Origin of the sequence: Enterobacter asburiae (assembly GCF_007035645.1) — a bacterium.
GTDB classification, from domain to species: Bacteria; Pseudomonadota; Gammaproteobacteria; order Enterobacterales; family Enterobacteriaceae; genus Enterobacter; species Enterobacter asburiae_B.
Genome location: NZ_AP019632.1, coordinates 432,817 through 449,817 on the forward strand (window position 1 = coordinate 432,817; position 17,001 = coordinate 449,817).

Consider the following 17,001-nt stretch of genomic DNA (forward strand, 5'->3'; position numbering starts at 1 on the left):
ACCTGGAATAAAGGAAAAACGGCCCTAAAAACACGTTGATGTTATTGAATTTTAAACCGCTGAACAATGAGGTGTTTAACTAAATGATAGCTGGGGTCATCAGGAAAGGACGGGCGCAATCGCTGCGCCCGTAAAATAAATTCAGGTTGTGCGATTAATCGCGTTTTACACCGCCGCGCAGCAGGCCGGACGCGCCATCGGAATAGTCGCGAGGCATCTGAACGGGCGCCTGATCGTTACCGGCTTCAGAGTCAGCCAGACGGTTGCGGAACGGGTTGGTTTCCGCGGTCATTTCCGGCAGCAGGCTGCTGGAGCTTTTTGCCATATGTTGGTACAGCTGACGATAGTCGGTTGCCATGTTGTCCAGCAGCTCGGCGCTACGGGCAAAATGGCTGACCAGCTCTTCGCGATACTCTTCCAGCTCGGCTTTGTTCTTTTCCAGTTCGTACTGCAGTGACTGCTGCTGACGCAATTTGCGATTACCGAAACGCATGGCCACAGCACCAATGACGATGCCGACGACTAAACCGATTAGCGCATATTCCCAGGTCATGAACTTCTCCCGTTGTCTTGTTGTTCCGTAGGGTGTTGGCTCGGCTCCTGCCTGTGCCTGATAATGCCACTATAACCGCTATTTCTGCAGAAGTGGAATCCTGACGTATCATCGCGTAGTGTAGAACGGCCTTTTTTTCATCAGTCACGTCTGCTGGTGAGCGTTAATTGAAGGAATAACAATAAGATTATGCAAAACCTGTCCCCTGCATCGCGATATCAACTGGCCCTTAACGAGGGCACTCATCAGCCTGATGAGGTTCAACGTGAGGCGGTAAACCGTCTGGAGATGATTTATCAGGAGCTCACGGCAAAACCCGCTGAAGTCGAACAGAACGGTGGGCTAAAGGCGGCGTTTGGGCGGTTGCTCGGTAAAAAAGCGCCACAGGCTCACGCGCCGGTGCGCGGTTTATATATGTGGGGCGGGGTCGGTCGCGGAAAAACCTGGCTGATGGACATGTTCTATCTGAGCCTGCCTGGCGCACGTAAACAGCGTCTGCACTTCCATCGTTTTATGCTGCGGGTGCATGAAGAGCTGACCGCACTGCAGGGCAAAAGCGATCCGCTGGAGATTGTGGCCGACAGGTTCAAGGCGGAAACGGACGTGCTCTGCTTCGATGAATTTTTTGTGTCTGACATCACCGATGCCATGCTGCTAGGCGGCCTGATGAAGGCGCTATTTGCCCGCGGGATCACGCTGGTGGCTACGTCGAATATCCCGCCGGATGAACTCTATCGTAACGGCCTGCAGCGCGCACGCTTCCTGCCCGCCATCGATGCCATCAAGCAGCACTGCGATATCATGAACGTCGATGCCGGTGTCGATTATCGTCTGCGCACGCTGACCCAGGCGCATCTGTGGCTTTCGCCGTTAAATGCAGAGACCACCCGCGAGATGGATACACTCTGGCTGGCGCTGGCGGGAGCAAAACGCGAGCACGCCCCGGAACTCGAGATTAACCATCGACCGCTGCCCACCCTTGGCGTCGAAAACCAAACGCTGGCGGTCTCCTTTACGACGCTCTGCGTGGATGCCCGCAGCCAGCATGACTACATTGCGCTTTCGCGTCTGTTCCACACCGTGATGGTGCTGGACGTGCCGGTGATGACGCGGCTGATGGAGAGCGAAGCACGGCGCTTCATTGCGCTGGTGGACGAGTTTTATGAGCGCCACGTCAAGCTGGTGATCAGCGCCGAGGTACCTTTATATGAGATTTACCAGGGCGAGCGGCTGAAGTTCGAGTTCCAGCGCTGCCTGTCGCGCCTGCAGGAAATGCAAAGCGAAGAATATCTGAAGCTGGAGCATATGCCGTAACAAATGCCACCCTCTCCCGTGGGAGAGGGGCTGGGGGTGAGGGCACCAGATCGCACAATACCCACCCCCGAAAAACCCATTCCAAAACGCATTTAAGGGTCGATCTTTGACCTCAACTTCTCTATAATCTTGCGACCCCACGTTACGAGAAGGTTTTTTTCCCAAAACTTTCTATGTGTCGGCATGTGCTATTCGAAGGGGTAGGTTTGCCGGACTTTGTCGTGTGAGCCTCAACTGACTAAACGTTTGGGTGTTCACCAACGTGTAACTTATTTATTTGGGTAAGCTTTTAATGAAAACTTTTACAGCTAAACCAGAAACCGTACAGCGCGACTGGTATGTTGTTGACGCGACCGGTAAAACTCTGGGCCGTCTGGCTACTGAACTGGCTCGTCGCCTGCGCGGTAAGCATAAAGCGGAATACACTCCGCACGTTGATACCGGTGATTACATCATCGTTCTGAACGCTGATAAAGTTGCTGTAACCGGCAACAAGCGTACTGACAAAGTGTACTATCACCACACCGGCCACATCGGTGGTATCAAAGAAGCGACCTTTGAAGAGATGATTGCCCGCCGTCCTGAGCGTGTGATTGAAATCGCGGTTAAAGGCATGCTGCCAAAAGGCCCGCTGGGTCGTGCTATGTTCCGTAAACTGAAAGTTTACGCAGGCAACGAGCACAACCACGCGGCACAGCAACCGCAAGTTCTTGACATCTAATCGGGATTATAGGCAATGGCTGAAAATCAATACTACGGCACTGGTCGCCGCAAAAGTTCCGCAGCTCGCGTTTTCATCAAACCGGGCAGTGGTAAAATCGTAATCAACCAGCGTTCTCTGGAACAATACTTCGGTCGCGAAACTGCCCGCATGGTAGTTCGCCAGCCGCTGGAACTGGTTGATATGGTAGAAAAACTGGATCTGTACATCACCGTTAAAGGTGGTGGTATCTCCGGTCAGGCAGGTGCGATCCGTCACGGTATCACCCGCGCTCTGATGGAGTACGACGAATCCCTGCGTTCTGAACTGCGTAAAGCTGGCTTCGTTACTCGTGACGCGCGTCAGGTTGAACGTAAGAAAGTGGGTCTGCGTAAAGCACGTCGTCGTCCACAGTTCTCCAAACGTTAATCCATTCTGCTTGCGCAGAACGATTGGCGAAAAACCCGCTTCGGCGGGTTTTTTTATGGATAATGCGCAGGTTATCCACAATATCCATGCATATATCTTCTCTTTTTCCACATTTCCAGAATCCCCTCACCACAAAGCCATCAAAATCTGGTAAACTATCATCCAATTTTCTGCCCAAATATCGGTGAATACTCGATTTTTGTTCGTTTCTTGAACAATGTGTTTTCTCTGGGATGGGCGATACAACATCTGGCTGGCCCCTGTTGGGCTGGTAGCAGTAAAAATTCTGAATATACCTGGAGGTTTTCATGGCTGTCGCTGCCAACAAACGTTCGGTAATGACGCTGTTTTCTGGTCCTACTGACATTTATAGCCATCAGGTTCGTATCGTGCTGGCCGAGAAGGGTGTCAGTTTTGAGATCGAGCATGTGGAAAAGGATAACCCGCCTCAGGATCTGATCGATCTCAACCCGAGCCAAAGCGTACCGACGCTGGTGGATCGCGAGCTGACCCTGTGGGAATCCCGTATCATTATGGAATATCTGGATGAGCGTTTCCCGCATCCGCCACTGATGCCTGTTTACCCTGTCGCGCGTGGTGAAAGCCGCCTGTACATGCAGCGTATCGAAAAAGACTGGTACTCGCTGATGAACGTGATTACCAGCGGTTCTGCTTCTGAAGCTGACGCTGCACGTAAACAACTGCGTGAAGAGCTGCTGGCGATCGCTCCTGTGTTTGGTCAGAAACCATTCTTCCTGAGCGATGAGTTCAGCCTGGTGGATTGCTACCTGGCACCACTGCTGTGGCGTCTGCCAACCCTGGGCGTAGAGTTCAGCGGTCCTGGCGCGAAAGAGCTGAAGGGCTATATGACTCGCGTATTTGAACGCGACTCTTTCCTGGCATCCTTAACTGAACCGGAACGTGAAATGCGTCTCGGCCGAGGCTAATGACTGTGGAAATGTCACAACTTACCCCACGCCGTCCTTATCTGCTGCGCGCCTTCTATGAATGGCTGCTGGATAACCAGCTCACGCCGCACCTGGTTGTGGATGTGACGTTGCCGGGCGTGCTGGTTCCTATGGAATATGCGCGTGACGGGCAGATCGTACTGAACATTGCGCCGCGTGCGGTGGGTAACCTGGAGCTGGCAAACGATGAAGTGCGCTTCAACGCGCGTTTCGGCGGCGTGCCGCGTCAGGTTTCCGTACCTCTGGCAGCCGTGCTGGCTATCTACGCGCGTGAAAACGGTGCGGGTACCATGTTCGAGCCGGAAGCGGCGTATGATGAAGATGTTGCCAGCCTGAATGATGACAACGCATCCGATGAGCGCGAAAGCGACACGGTGATGTCACTTATCGATGGTGATAAACCCGATCGTCACGACGACAATGACCCTGATGACGATCCGCCTCCGCGCGGTGGTCGTCCGGCTCTTCGCGTCGTGAAATAAAAAACAGGCCCAATCGGGCCTGTTTTTTTTACACTTCCAGGTAGTTCAGGATCCCGTCAGCCGCTTTACGACCTTCGGCAATCGCCGTTACCACCAGGTCAGAACCGCGAACAATATCGCCACCGGCGAAGATTTTCGGGTTGCTGGTCTGGAATGCGTTGTCGCTGCCTTCTGGCGCAATCACGCGGCCCTGCGAATCCAGCTCAACGCTGTGCTTCGCCAGCCATTCCATGCTGTGAGGACGGAAGCCGAACGCCATCACCACGGCATCGGCCGGGATCACGTGCTCAGAACCGGCGACGATCTCGGCGCGACGACGGCCTTTCGCATCCGGTGCGCCCATCTCAGTGCGCGCCATCTTCACGCCGCTCACTTTACCGTTGGCATTCACTTCAATACCCAGAGGCTGGATGTTGAACTGGAACTCCACGCCCTCTTCACGCGCGTTTTTCACTTCGCGTTTAGAGCCCGGCATGTTCTCTTCGTCACGACGGTAGGCGCAGATCACGTGTGCCGCATTCTGACGAATGGAGGTACGCACGCAGTCCATCGCGGTATCACCGCCGCCCAGCACAACCACGCGTTTGCCTTCCATGCTGACGAACGGCTCATCGGCGGTTTCACCGTAGCCCATGATCTGCTTGGTGTTGGCAATCAGGAACGGCAGCGCGTCGTACACGCCCGGCGCGTCTTCGTTCTCCAGACCGCCGCGCATGGACTGATAGGTGCCCACGCCAAGGAACACGGCGTCGTAATCCTTCAGCAGGTCGTCGAGCTGCACGTCGCGGCCCACTTCCACGTTCAGTTTGAACTCAATGCCCATGCCGGTGAAGATTTCACGGCGACGGGTCATGACCTCTTTTTCCAGCTTGAAGGCAGGGATACCGAAGGTCAGCAGACCGCCGATTTCCGGATGGCGGTCAAAGACCACCGCCTTCACGCCGTTGCGGGTCAGCACGTCCGCACAGGCCAGGCCCGCCGGGCCCGCGCCGATGATTGCCACGCGCTTGTCGGTTTGCTTCACGCCGGTCATATCCGGACGCCAGCCCATCTCGAACGCTTTATCATTGATATAGCGCTCAATGTTGCCGATGGTCACCGCGCCGAACTCGTCGTTCAGCGTACAGGAGCCTTCACACAGACGGTCCTGAGGGCACACGCGGCCGCACACTTCCGGCAGGGTGTTGGTCTGGTGAGACAGCTCGGCGGCTTCAAAAATACGCCCTTCGTTGGCCAGCTTCAGCCAGTTCGGGATGTAGTTGTGTACCGGACATTTCCATTCGCAGTAAGGGTTACCGCAGGACAGGCAGCGGTCTGCCTGTGCTTTGGCCTGGCCTTCTGAAAATGGCTCGTAGATTTCAACAAATTCAATTTTGCGGATCTTCAGCGGTTTCTTTGGCGGATCAACACGCTGCAGGTCGATAAACTGGTATACGTTCTGGCTCATCTGAATTCCTTACTGCGCCTGCACGCGCAGCTCTGCTGCGCTACGACTACGGTGACCCAACAGGGCTTTAACATCGCTGGACTTCGGCTTAACCAGCGCGAATTTCGCAGAGAACGCTGGCCAGTTCGCCAGGATCTCTTCGCCGCGCGAAGAACCGGTATGCTGCACGTGTTCGGTAATCAAACCGCGCAGGTGTTCTTCATGGATAGCCAGCGTATCAACGTCCAGCACTTCCACCAGCTCCGGGTTCACGCGTTTGCGGAACTCACCGTCTTCATCCAGGACATACGCAAAACCGCCCGTCATGCCCGCGCCGAAGTTCACGCCGGTTTTACCCAGAACGCAAACAATCCCGCCCGTCATGTATTCACAACCGTTATCGCCAATGCCTTCCACCACGGTGATAGCACCGGAGTTACGCACCGCAAAACGCTCGCCCGCACGGCCTGCTGCAAACAGACGACCGCCGGTCGCGCCGTACAGGCAGGTGTTACCGATGATGCTGGCCTCATGGCTGCGGAAGGCTGAGCCAACCGGAGGACGCACCGCCAGCAGACCGCCCGCCATGCCTTTACCGACGTAGTCGTTGGCATCGCCGGTCAGGTACAGCTCAACGCCGCCTGCGTTCCATACGCCGAAGCTCTGACCCGCGGTACCGCTGAAGTGCGCGGTAATCGGATCCGCTGCCAGACCCTGGTCACCGTGCGTCTGCGCGATGTAGCCGGAGAGGGAGGCACCCACGGAGCGGTCGGTGTTGCGGATATCAAACCAGAACGTTTTGCTCTGCTTGTCGTCCACGTACGGCTTCGCCTGCTGCAGCAGCTGCGCGTTCAGCACGCCGTTATCGAACGGCGGGTTGTTCTCGGTGCAGTAGACCGCTTTGCCAGGGTGCGGCTGCGCGGTTTCCAGCAGCTTAGACAGCTCAAGCTTCTGTTGCTTCGCGGTGAAGCCTTCCAGCTCTTTCAGCAGGTCAGTGCGGCCAATCAGGTCCACCAGACGCTTCACGCCCAGCTGCGCCATCAGCTCGCGGGTTTCGCGGGCGATGAACTCAAAGTAGTTGGTCACTTTGAACGGCAGACCGTGATAGTGGTTCTTACGCAGCTTCTCGTCCTGGGTAGCCACGCCGGTTGCGCAGTTGTTCAGGTGGCAAATACGCAGGTATTTACAGCCGAGCGCAACCATTGGGCCGGTACCGAAGCCGAAGCTTTCCGCGCCGAGGATTGCCGCCTTGATAATGTCGAGGCCGGTTTTCAGGCCGCCGTCCACCTGCAGACGGATCTTGTGACGCAGACCGTTAGCCACCAGCGCCTGCTGGGTTTCCACCAGGCCAAGCTCCCACGGACAGCCCGCATATTTTACGGAGGAGAGCGGGCTTGCGCCGGTGCCGCCGTCGTAGCCGGCGATGGTGATGAGATCCGCATAGGCTTTCGCCACGCCAGTAGCGATGGTGCCGACGCCCGGTTCGGAAACCAGCTTCACGGAGATCATCGCCTTCGGGTTGACCTGCTTCAGGTCGAAAATCAGCTGCGCTAAGTCCTCGATAGAGTAGATATCGTGGTGCGGCGGCGGGGAGATCAGCGTCACGCCCGGCACGGAATAGCGCAGTTTGGCAATGTACGGGGTAACTTTATCACCCGGCAGCTGGCCGCCTTCGCCCGGTTTAGCACCCTGAGCGACTTTAATCTGGATTACGTCGGCGTTGACCAGGTACGCAGGCGTCACGCCAAAGCGACCGGATGCCACCTGCTTGATACGGGACACTTTGTTGGTGCCGTAACGCGCCGGGTCTTCACCGCCTTCGCCGGAGTTGGAGTTACCGCCGATGCTGTTCATGGCTTCCGCCAGCGCTTCGTGGGCTTCCGGGCTCAGCGCGCCGATGGACATCGCCGCGGTATCGAAGCGTTTGAACAGTTCGGATGCAGGCTCAACGTCGTCAATGCTGACCGCTTCATCGCCCGGATTGAGGGCAATGAGGTCGCGCAGCGTTGCCGCCGGACGGTTGTTTACCAGCTCAGCGTACTGCTGGTAATCGCTGTATTCACCGCTCTGAACCGCCTGCTGCAGCGTGCGCACCACGTCCGGGTTATAGGCATGATACTCGCCGCCATGAACGTATTTCAGCAGACCGCCCTGATCCAGCGGCTTACGTGCCAGCCAGGCGCGTTTGGACAGGTTCACCAGATCCTGCTGGAAGTCAGCAAAACCGGCACCGCCGATGCGGCTGACCACGCCCTGGAAGCAGAGGTTGGCGACCTCGTCATGCAGGCCGACCGCTTCAAACAGCTTCGAACAGCGGTAGGAGGCAATGGTCGAGATGCCCATTTTGGACATGATCTTGTACAGGCCTTTGTTGATGCCGTTACGGTAGTTCAGCATCACCGCGCGGTAATCTTTGTCGATCGCGCGGGTATCCACCAGGCGTGCCAGCGTTTCGTAGGCCAGATACGGGTAGATCGCCGTCGCGCCGAAGCCTAACAGCACGGCAAAGTGGTGCGGGTCGCGGGCGCTGGCGGTTTCAACAATGATGTTGGCGTCGCAGCGCAGGCTCTTGTCGACCAGACGCGTCTGGATAGCGCCAACTGCCATCGGGGCAGGAACCGGCAGACGGTTTTTCGCAATATTGCGGTCGGACAGCACCAGCAGAACGGTACCGTTACGCACCATCTGTTCGGCTTTGTCACACAGCGCATTCACCGTCTCTTCGAGGCTCGCTTCGGTCACGTCGAAGGTAATATCGAGCGTGTCGGCGCGGTAGTGCTCCTCTTTCATGGTGGTGAGCTGTTTGAAATCGGAGTACAGCAGGATCGGCGATTTAAAGGTCAGACGGTGCGCCTGGCCTTCGGCCTCGCAGAAGACGTTCATCTCGCGACCGATGCTGGTAGCCAGCGACATCACGTGCGCTTCGCGCAGCGGGTCGATCGGCGGGTTGGTCACCTGCGCGAACTGCTGGCGGAAGTAATCGTAAATGATGCGCGGCTGGCTGGAGAGTACGGCAAACGGGGTGTCATCACCCATGGAGCCGACCGCTTCCTGGCCGTTTTCACCGAGTACACGAATAACAGAGTCCAGCTCTTCCGCGCTGTAGTTAAACTGTTTCTGGAAGCTTGCAAGCGTATCGTCGTCCAGTTCGCGGCGACCCACTTCTTCATCCGATAAATCTTCGAACGGCACGAGGCGACGGACGTTTTTCTCCATCCACTCTTTGTACGGATGGCGGCTTTTCAGGTCGTGATCGGTTTCGGCAGAGTGCAGAATGCGCCCGCCGCGGGTGTCGATCACCATCAGCTCGCCCGGGCCGACGCGGCCTTTCTCGACCACTTCGTCAGGCTGGTAATCCCAGATACCGACTTCAGAGGCGCAGGTGATGAGCTTGTCTTTGGTGATAACGTAGCGCGCCGGACGCAGACCGTTACGGTCCAGGTTACAGGCGGCGAAGCGGCCGTCGGACATGACGATGCCCGCCGGGCCGTCCCACGGCTCCATGTGCATGGAGTTAAAGTCGAAGAACGCGCGCAGCTCAGGGTCCATATCCGGGTTGTTCTGCCAGGCCGGTGGCACGAGCAGACGCATGGCGCGCACGATGTCCATCCCGCCCGCCAGCAGCAGTTCCAGCATGTTATCCATGGAGCTGGAGTCAGAGCCGGTTTCGTTCACGAACGGCGCGGCATCGTGCAGATCGGGGATCAGCGGCGTCTGGAACTTATAGGTACGGGCGCGGGCCCACTGGCGGTTACCGGTGATGGTGTTGATCTCGCCGTTGTGCGCCAGGTAGCGGAACGGCTGAGCCAGCGGCCAGCGTGGAACGGTGTTGGTGGAGAAGCGCTGGTGGAACAGGCAAATGGCCGATTCCAGACGCAGGTCCGCCAGGTCCAGGTAGAAGCGCGGCAGGTCAGCCGGCATACACAGACCCTTATAGATGTTCACCAGGTTAGAGAGGCTACAAACGTAGAACTCTTTATCGTCCTGGAGACGTTTTTCAATGCGGCGGCGGGCGATAAACAGACGGCGTTCCATATCACGCGGACGCCAGCCCGCAGGCGCGTTGACGAAAATCTGTTCAATGCGAGGCAGCGAGGAGAGGGCGATTTCACCGAGCACCCCTTCGTTGGTTGGCACATTGCGCCAGCCGACAATCGACAGGGTTTCACGCTGAAGTTCTTCTTCGACGATGCGGCGTGAGGCAGCAGCCTTTTCAGGATCCTGATTCAGGAACAGCATGCCGACAGCGTAGTTTTTGGCTAAACGCCAGCCGCGCTCTTCCGCCACGATGCGGAAGAAACGATCCGGTTTTTGCAGCAGCAGGCCGCAACCGTCGCCGGTTTTACCATCGGCAAGAATAGCGCCACGGTGCTGCATTCGGGCCAGTGCGTGAATAGCAGTACGCACTACCTTGTGGCTAGGTTCGCCTTCTATGTGGGCGATCAGGCCGAAACCACAGTTATCCTTCTCAAGGGATTTATCGTACAACATATCAGTGAACCTCCCCAGGCTCGTCGGGCTTCCCACTGAACTTTACCGTGGCGCACAGGCACAGAAAGAGCATGGCGACGGGGTTTGCGTTTCATACGCGGACCTCGCATTCGCCCTCTTTTTCATCCTTTCGCGCAGGTAAACAAGTTTGAGGACTTGCTTCAGAGGGAATCTCAATTACTGCATAAATATGATGAGCAGGCCGCTCATCCAGAAAGCTTCCAGCGGATTTCCAACTTATCGGGAATTGGTACACAGGTCAAATGGCAATCTTATTTATACAAAAATGTGCTAAAGAGCGTTTATGTCTTTGAAAGTAAATGTTATTTAACTATTTTTACATTGAATGTATGCCCTGGCAGGACGCAGCGGAGTGTGATCTGACTCACTATATGAAAGCGGTATTATCAATGTAGCGTGCTGAATAGCAGTTTTATAGCAGAATAATAATCTGGTATCGGCTGCAAACCCGCATAAACCCACTGTTTTTCAGTGGTGGCGCTACAAATGAAAAAAACAATCAGAACATAAGGAAAAGTAATCACGAATGGCGTGAATGAAATTGCAGTAATCCTGAGTATTTATTCATATAGATAAAGGCCGTCCGGGACGATTGATCCAGGTCATCGCCGACAGAGGCTAAAAGTGGCAGGCTTGTCCCCTTTCTCCGGGACGGTCTATCAGATTATGCAGTTACAGAAATTAGTCAATATGTTTGGTGGGGATCTTTTGCAGCGGTACGGGCAAAAGGTTCATAAGCTGACGCTGCACGGCGGGTTTAGCTGCCCGAATCGCGATGGCACCATCGGGCGCGGCGGCTGCACCTTCTGTAACGTTGCGTCCTTTGCTGACGAAGCCCAGCAGCATAAATCTATCGCTGAACAGCTTGCCCATCAGGCGAGCCTGGTGAACCGCGCGAAGCAGTATCTGGCCTATTTTCAGGCCTACACCAGCACGTGGGCGGAGGTGCAGGTGCTGCGCTCTATGTATCAGCAGGCCGTCAGCCAGGCTAACATCGTTGGGCTGTGCGTGGGCACGCGCCCGGACTGCGTACCGGACGCGGTGCTGGACCTGCTCAGCGAGTACAAAGAACAAGGCTACGAGATCTGGCTGGAGCTGGGCTTGCAGACCGCGCACGACAAAACCCTGCACCGTATTAACCGTGGCCATGATTTCGCCTGCTACCAGCGCACCACGCGCCTGGCCCGCGAGCGTGGGCTGAAGGTCTGCTCGCATCTGATTGTCGGCTTGCCGGGTGAAGGGCAGCAGCACGGCCTGGAGACGCTGGAAAAGGTGGTTGAGACCGGCGTGGACGGCATTAAGCTGCACCCGCTGCATATCGTTACGGGAAGCATTATGGCGAAAGCCTGGGAAGCCGGACGGTTAAGCGGTATTGAGCTTGAGGACTATACGGTGACGGCGGGGGAGATGATTCGCCACACCCCGCCGGAAATTGTTTACCACCGCATCTCCGCCAGCGCCCGCCGTCCAACGCTTCTGGCACCGCTATGGTGTGAGAACCGCTGGACGGGGATGGTGGAAATCGACCGCTATCTGCAGGAGAACGGCGTACAGGGCTCAGCGCTTGGTCGTCCGTGGGTTCCCCGTCTACCGGCGACGGCCGCCTAACAGACTTCCCAGCATGCCGCGCACTATCTGATTGGTGACCTGCCGCGCCGCGCTTTTCGCCATGGTCTGTACCACGCCGTCGCGCTTGCCGCCGCGCGGCCCGGTGCTGCCGAACAGGATGTCTTTGAGCCCCCCGAGAATACCGTCATCCACGGCGACGGACTGTCCTTTAGCGGCAGGCGCATCCTGCGACTCCGTTGTCGCCTGCACCCCTTTTTGCAGCATCTCGAACGCGGACTCGCGATCAACCTCGTCTTCGTACTTTCCGTAAACCGGAGAGTGGTTAATCAGGCCGTTACGTTCATCGTCGGTAACGGGCCCCATGCGCGAGCAGGGCGCGATCACCATGGCGCGTTCCACCACGGACGGGCTGCCCTTCGCATCCAGGAACGAGATCAGCGCTTCACCGGTGCCTAACGCCTGAATCGCCGCTTCGGTATCAAAGGCAGGGTTGGCGCGCATGGTCTGCGCGGCGGCTTTCACCGCTTTCTGATCCTTCGGCGTAAAGGCGCGCAGGGCGTGCTGCACGCGGTTACCGAGCTGGCCGAGAACGTTATCCGGAATGTCCGACGGGTTTTGCGAGACAAACCAGACGCCAACGCCTTTGGAGCGGATCAGGCGAATGACCTGTTCAATCTTATCCAGCAAGACCTGCGGCGCGTCGTTAAACAGAAGGTGCGCTTCGTCGAAGAAGAAGACCAGCTTCGGTTTTTCCAGATCGCCCGCTTCGGGTAACTGTTCGTACAGTTCGGAGAGCATCCACAGCAGGCTGGCGGCGTAGAGCTTTGGCATCTGGTAGAGCTTCTCGGAGCTCAGAATGTTGATGATGCCTTTGCCGCTGCTGTCGGTGCGCATCCAGTCTTTGATATCCAGCATCGGCTCGCCGAAGAAGTGCTCGGCGCCCTGTTGCTCCAGCGTCAGTAACCCGCGCTGAATGGCACCCACCGAGGCGCTGCTGATATTGCCGTACTGGTTCTGGAAGGATTTGGCGTTATCGCCGATGTACTGGGTAATGGCGCGCAGATCTTTGAAATCAAGCAGCAGCAGCCCCTGATCGTCGGCAATGCGGAAGATAATATTCAGCACGCCGGACTGCACGTCGTTGAGGTTAAGCAGACGGGCCAGCAGCAGCGGGCCGAGATCGGAGACGGTAGCGCGCACCGGGTGGCCTTTCTCACCAAAGATATCCCACACTACCACCGGATTGTTATGCGGCGTCCAGTCCGTGATGCCAATATTCTTCAGCCGTTCGAGCAGTTTCTCAGAGGCCGTACCTTCCTGAGCCACACCGGTTAAATCGCCTTTCACGTCAGCCATAAAGACCGGTACGCCAATCTCCGAAAGCGACTCCGCCAGCTTTTGCAGGGTGACGGTTTTCCCCGTCCCGGTCGCTCCGGTGATGAGACCGTGGCGGTTCGCCATCGAGGGCAGTAAATACAGCTCTTTTTCCAGCGTCCTGGCAATTAACAATGGTGTACTCATGATGCGCTTCCTCTCTTTGTCCTGGGGGGAGTATAGGCAATCTGGCCGCAATTTGGTTGAGTAAATTCCTGACTTTGCGGCGCATTATCCAGCGCGGACTATGCTTTTGCATACGGTTCACAAAAATAGTGGGAAACGATGTCCAGATTCTTCTTTAACGATCGCAAACAGCTGGTCAACGATGCCATTGAAGGCATACTGCTTTCTGCGCCACACGCAAACCTCGTCAAACTTGATATCGATCCGGCCATCAGGATCGTCGCACGCGGCGACTGGGACAAAAGCCGCGTGGCGGTGATCTCCGGCGGCGGCTCAGGCCACGAACCCGCGCACGCCGGGTTTGTTGGCAAAGGGATGCTGACGGCGGCAGTGTGTGGCGATCTGTTTGCCTCGCCGAGCGTGGATGCGGTGCTGAACGCCATTGTGGCGGTCACGGGCGATCGCGGCTGTCTGCTGATCGTCAAAAACTACACCGGCGATCGCCTGAACTTTGGTCTGGCGGCAGAAAAGGCCAAACGCTACGGCCTGAAGGTGGAGATGGCGATCGTGGCGGACGATATCGCGCTGCCGGATAACAAACAGCCGCGCGGTATTGCCGGTACGGCACTGGTGCACAAGATTGCGGGCTATGCGGCGGAGCACGGTAAATCGCTAAGCGAGGTGCGGGATATTGCGCAACAGGCCTGCGATAACCTCTGGAGCCTGGGCGTTGCGATGCAAACGTGCAACCTGCCGGGCAGCGACGAGGAAGAGGGGCGCATTAAGCAGGGCCATGTCGAGCTGGGGCTGGGCATTCACGGCGAGCCCGGTGCTTCCGTCGTGGATACGCAGAACAGTAAAGCCATTATCGACACGCTGGTGACGCCGTTACGCGCGCAGGCGGGAGAAGGGCGGTTTGCGGTATTGATTAACAATCTCGGCGGCGTATCGGCGCTGGAGATGGCGCTGCTGACCAAAGAGCTGGCGCATTCGGCGCTGAAAGAGGAGATCGCGTACCTGATAGGCCCCGCGCCGCTGGTGAGCGCGCTGGACATGAAGGGCTTTTCGCTCACGCTGCTGAAGCTTAATGACTTCTTTGAAAAGGCGATTCACGCCGAGGTCGAAACGCTGGGCTGGCAGAAGCCCGTGGCGTTTGCGCCACTGCGCACCGTGGCGCATACCGCCATTCACGATCGCGTGGAATACACTCCGTCGGACAATCTGCGGGTGGGCGAGTATGTCTCCTCGGTGACGAAAACGCTGCTCCAGCTGGAAAACCGACTGAACGCGCTGGATGCCAAAGTGGGCGACGGCGATACCGGCTCCACTTTTGCGCAAGGGGCGCGGGATATTGCGCAGCGTCTGGAGGATCGCAAGCTCCCGCTTGATAACGTATCGACGCTGCTGTTGCTGGTGGGCGAGCGGCTGGCGACGGTGATGGGCGGATCGAGCGGGGTGCTGATGTCGATCTTCTTCACCGCGGCCGGGCAAAAGCTTCACGATGGTCAGCCGCTGCCCGAGGCATTGCTCAGCGGGCTGGCGCAGATGAAGCAGTACGGTGGGGCAGATCTAGGCGATCGTACCCTGATCGACGCACTGCAGCCGGCGCTTGAAGCATTGAAGAATGGCGATCTTCAGGCAGCGGCGAAGGCAGCACAGCACGGTGCCGAAGCAACGGCGAAAATGGCGAAAGCCGGTGCGGGGCGCTCGTCGTATGTGAATAAAGAGAATCTGGATGGGGTAATGGATCCCGGTGCGGTCGCGGTGGCTGAGGTGTTTAAGGCCATGGTAGATGCAAAACGGTAACGACCGTTACCGTTTTTAGTGTGTGCGCCCTCTCCCTGTGGGAGAGGGTTGGGGTGAGGGCATCAGGCCGCACATTCCCCGCCAATGTCACATCAAAAATCCGCTTTCAACACCACGCGGTAGCGGGCTTTGCCGTCACGCACGTGCTGGATCGCTTCGTTGATTTTCGACATCGGATACAGTTCGGTGGTCGGCGCCACTTTGGTGCGTCCGGCAAACTTCATCAGCTTGCGCAACTCAAACGGCGTACCGGTCGCGGAGCCTGACACGCTGCGATCCCCGCCGATCAGGGTAAACGCCGGAACCGGCAGCGGCTTCATCACGGCACCTACGGTGTGGAAGTTACCGCCGTAGGCCAGCGCCTCAAAGTACGGCTGCCAGTTGAGATCGACGTTAACGGTGTTGATGATCAGGTCAAACTGCCCAGCCAGCGCGTTCAGCGCGTCAGGATCGCGGCTGTTCACCACTTTATCCGCACCCATCGCCAGCACTTCTTTCTCTTTCGCCGGGTTGGAGCTGAACGCCGTGACTTCACAGCCCATCGCGTGCAGCAGCTTGATGGCGATATGCCCCAGGCCGCCAATACCAATGACGCCCACGCGGCTGGTGGCGGTGATGTGGTGCATCAGCAGAGGTTTGAAGACGGTGATACCGCCGCACAGCAGCGGACCTGCGGATTCGATATCAATGCTGTCCGGCAGCGGGATCACCCATTGCCAGTCGGCGCGCAGTTTGTCGGCAAAACCGCCCTTGTTCAGAATAGTGGGAACGGCGCCCTCGAGGCAGTTGATCTGATTGCCGCTGATACAGGCGTCACAGTGACCACAGCTGCGTGCCGTCCAGCCAATGCCCACGCGTTGGCCTACCTTCAGCCCTTTGTCCTGCGCGGCGCTACCGAGCGCCACGACGCGGCCAATGACTTCGTGCCCGGCAACCAGCGGATAGCTCGAGAAGCCCCATTCGTTATCGATCATCGAGAGATCCGAGTGGCAGATCCCGCAGTAATCAACCTGTACTTCGACGTCTTCTGCTTTTAGTTCGCCCGCATCGTACTCGTACAGCTCAAGTTCTGCACCCGCCTGCGGTGCGGCGTAGCTTTTTATCTTCGACATCGTGTTTCCCCCGTTGTGGTGTGAACTGAGAGTGTAGAGCATTCAGTTTACAGCCGCTTAACAGAAGAGGGCAGGAACGAAACTTACAGACTTTTCAGCATCCTGACTTCGCAATCAACGTGGCCGGTACAGCCCAGCGGCGCATCGATATGCTCAAAGCCCAGATGTTCATACAGGCCGATGGCCTCTTTGAGGAAAGCGGTGGTTTCCAGGTAGCAGCGGGTAAAACCCTGCTTGCGCGCGTGGTCCAGCGCCATCAGCGCCAGCTTTTTCGCCAGCCCTTGCCCGCGCGCCGTTGGCAGAAAATACATTTTCTGCAGCTCACAGATATCCGGCTCGCTGCAGCTGAGGGGCGCCACGCCGCCGCCGCCCACAACCTGACCGTTCTGCTCGATTACCCAGTAGGCATGCCCTGGCTGGCTGTAGAGCTGGTAAAGCTCGTCCAGGTTCGGGTCGGCAACCGTGTAGCCTTTGTCAGCCGTCAGGCCATATTCGGCAGAAACGGTGCGGATAACGGCGGCGATTGCCGGGTTATCCTGCTCAGCGATCCGGCGCATCGTCGTCGCGACGGGGGTAATCACGCTCATAGCATTACTCATTACAAAAATTGACACATAACTGCTGTTAATA

General features: G+C 57.2%; 13 protein-coding genes. 7 read left to right on the forward strand and 6 right to left on the reverse strand.

Annotation, left to right across the window (positions count from 1 at the left end; translation table 11 throughout):
- Positions 1-154: 154 nt before the first annotated feature.
- Positions 155-553 (reverse strand): Z-ring associated protein ZapG, encoded by a 399-nt coding sequence (gene zapG, locus FOY96_RS02005; protein WP_008502832.1) that lies wholly within the window; start codon positions 551-553, stop codon positions 155-157.
- A 189-nt stretch (positions 554-742) separates the two neighbouring features.
- On the opposite strand from zapG, the gene zapE reads away from it, so the two are divergent.
- The 5 genes from zapE to sspB all read left to right on the forward strand — a co-directional run bounded on the left by zapE (position 743) and on the right by sspB (position 4,446).
- Complete coding sequence (gene zapE, locus FOY96_RS02010) at positions 743-1,867, forward strand: cell division protein ZapE (RefSeq protein WP_143346428.1); 1,125 nt, start codon at positions 743-745, stop codon at positions 1,865-1,867.
- A gap of 292 nt (positions 1,868-2,159) precedes the next feature.
- The gene (gene rplM / locus FOY96_RS02015) at positions 2,160-2,588 is read left to right on the forward strand and encodes a 50S ribosomal protein L13 (protein ID WP_006178824.1); all 429 of its coding nucleotides are present in this window, start codon (positions 2,160-2,162) and stop codon (positions 2,586-2,588) included.
- Between the two features lie 15 nt (positions 2,589-2,603).
- Positions 2,604-2,996, forward strand: coding sequence for a 30S ribosomal protein S9 (rpsI, locus tag FOY96_RS02020; protein ID WP_003860436.1), 393 nt, complete (start codon positions 2,604-2,606; stop codon positions 2,994-2,996).
- A 308-nt stretch (positions 2,997-3,304) separates the two neighbouring features.
- Positions 3,305-3,943: a stringent starvation protein SspA gene (gene sspA / locus FOY96_RS02030; RefSeq protein WP_014885418.1), complete on the forward strand. Its 639-nt coding sequence runs from the start codon at positions 3,305-3,307 to the stop codon at positions 3,941-3,943.
- 5 nt (positions 3,944-3,948) lie between these two features.
- Positions 3,949-4,446 carry a ClpXP protease specificity-enhancing factor gene (gene sspB, locus FOY96_RS02035; protein WP_029740078.1) on the forward strand — a complete coding sequence of 166 codons (498 nt, stop codon included), beginning with the start codon at positions 3,949-3,951 and terminating at the stop codon, positions 4,444-4,446.
- Between the two features lie 28 nt (positions 4,447-4,474).
- On the opposite strand, the gene gltD is transcribed toward sspB, so the two are convergent.
- Together gltD and gltB are read right to left on the reverse strand one after the other, a co-directional pair.
- Complete coding sequence (gltD, locus tag FOY96_RS02040) at positions 4,475-5,893, reverse strand: glutamate synthase subunit GltD (protein WP_023309377.1); 1,419 nt, start codon at positions 5,891-5,893, stop codon at positions 4,475-4,477.
- Positions 5,894-5,902: 9 nt separating this feature from the next.
- Positions 5,903-10,363, reverse strand: a complete 4,461-nt coding sequence (gene gltB, locus FOY96_RS02045; RefSeq protein ID WP_048981173.1) for a glutamate synthase large subunit — start codon at positions 10,361-10,363, stop codon at positions 5,903-5,905.
- A gap of 687 nt (positions 10,364-11,050) precedes the next feature.
- Here gltB and mnmL point away from each other — a divergent pair.
- Complete coding sequence (gene mnmL / locus FOY96_RS02050; RefSeq protein WP_101744690.1) at positions 11,051-11,992, forward strand: tRNA modification radical SAM protein MnmL/YtqA; 942 nt, start codon at positions 11,051-11,053, stop codon at positions 11,990-11,992.
- Here the strand turns inward: mnmL and FOY96_RS02055 are convergent.
- Positions 11,972-13,474 (reverse strand): helicase HerA-like C-terminal domain-containing protein, encoded by a 1,503-nt coding sequence (locus FOY96_RS02055; RefSeq protein WP_033146759.1) that lies wholly within the window; start codon positions 13,472-13,474, stop codon positions 11,972-11,974. The two genes, mnmL and FOY96_RS02055, sit on opposite strands and share 21 nt — an antisense overlap.
- Positions 13,475-13,612: 138 nt before the next feature.
- Here FOY96_RS02055 and FOY96_RS02060 point away from each other — a divergent pair, with 138 nt between their 5' ends.
- A complete protein-coding gene (locus FOY96_RS02060) occupies positions 13,613-15,259 on the forward strand; it encodes a dihydroxyacetone kinase subunit DhaK (protein WP_045888044.1) in 1,647 nt (548 codons plus the stop codon).
- A 92-nt stretch (positions 15,260-15,351) separates the two neighbouring features.
- Here FOY96_RS02060 and ahr read toward each other — a convergent pair whose 3' ends face one another.
- Positions 15,352-16,371, reverse strand: a complete 1,020-nt coding sequence (gene ahr / locus FOY96_RS02065; RefSeq protein WP_033146757.1) for an NADPH-dependent aldehyde reductase Ahr — start codon at positions 16,369-16,371, stop codon at positions 15,352-15,354.
- 83 nt (positions 16,372-16,454) lie between these two features.
- Positions 16,455-16,958 carry a GNAT family N-acetyltransferase gene (locus FOY96_RS02070; protein WP_039260409.1) on the reverse strand — a complete coding sequence of 168 codons (504 nt, stop codon included), beginning with the start codon at positions 16,956-16,958 and terminating at the stop codon, positions 16,455-16,457.
- Positions 16,959-17,001: the final 43 nt, after the last annotated feature.